Source organism: Halomonas sp. SIMBA_159, assembly GCF_046536035.1.
Classification (GTDB): domain Bacteria; phylum Pseudomonadota; class Gammaproteobacteria; order Pseudomonadales; family Halomonadaceae; genus Vreelandella; species Vreelandella venusta_A.
Map to the genome: position 1 here is coordinate 1 of NZ_JAWJBT010001758.1, position 231 is coordinate 231.

General features: G+C 55.4%; 1 protein-coding gene. It reads left to right on the plus strand.

All coding sequences use genetic code 11. The annotated features are described in order from the left end of the window. Window positions 1–47: 47 nt before the first annotated feature. The coding region (locus R0J87_RS25230; protein WP_498889762.1) for a PfkB family carbohydrate kinase at window positions 48–231 on the plus strand (184 nt) is incomplete at its 3' end.

Genomic DNA, 231 nt, shown 5'->3' on the forward strand with positions numbered 1-231 from the left:
CTGATTTGTTCGTTCAGGACGAGGTGTATCGATCCGCGGGGTATTCGGTGACCGTCGAAGACACCACGGGAGCGGGAGATGCATTCACTGGCGGTTTCTTGTACCAATTGTTGGATTTGGATACGGGGCAGCACAATCTGGAAGCTAGGCTCAGTGAGCATCACGAGCAATTGCTGGCTTTTGCAAATGCGAGCGGAGCGCTGGCCACCACGGGAAAAGGGGCCATCTCTG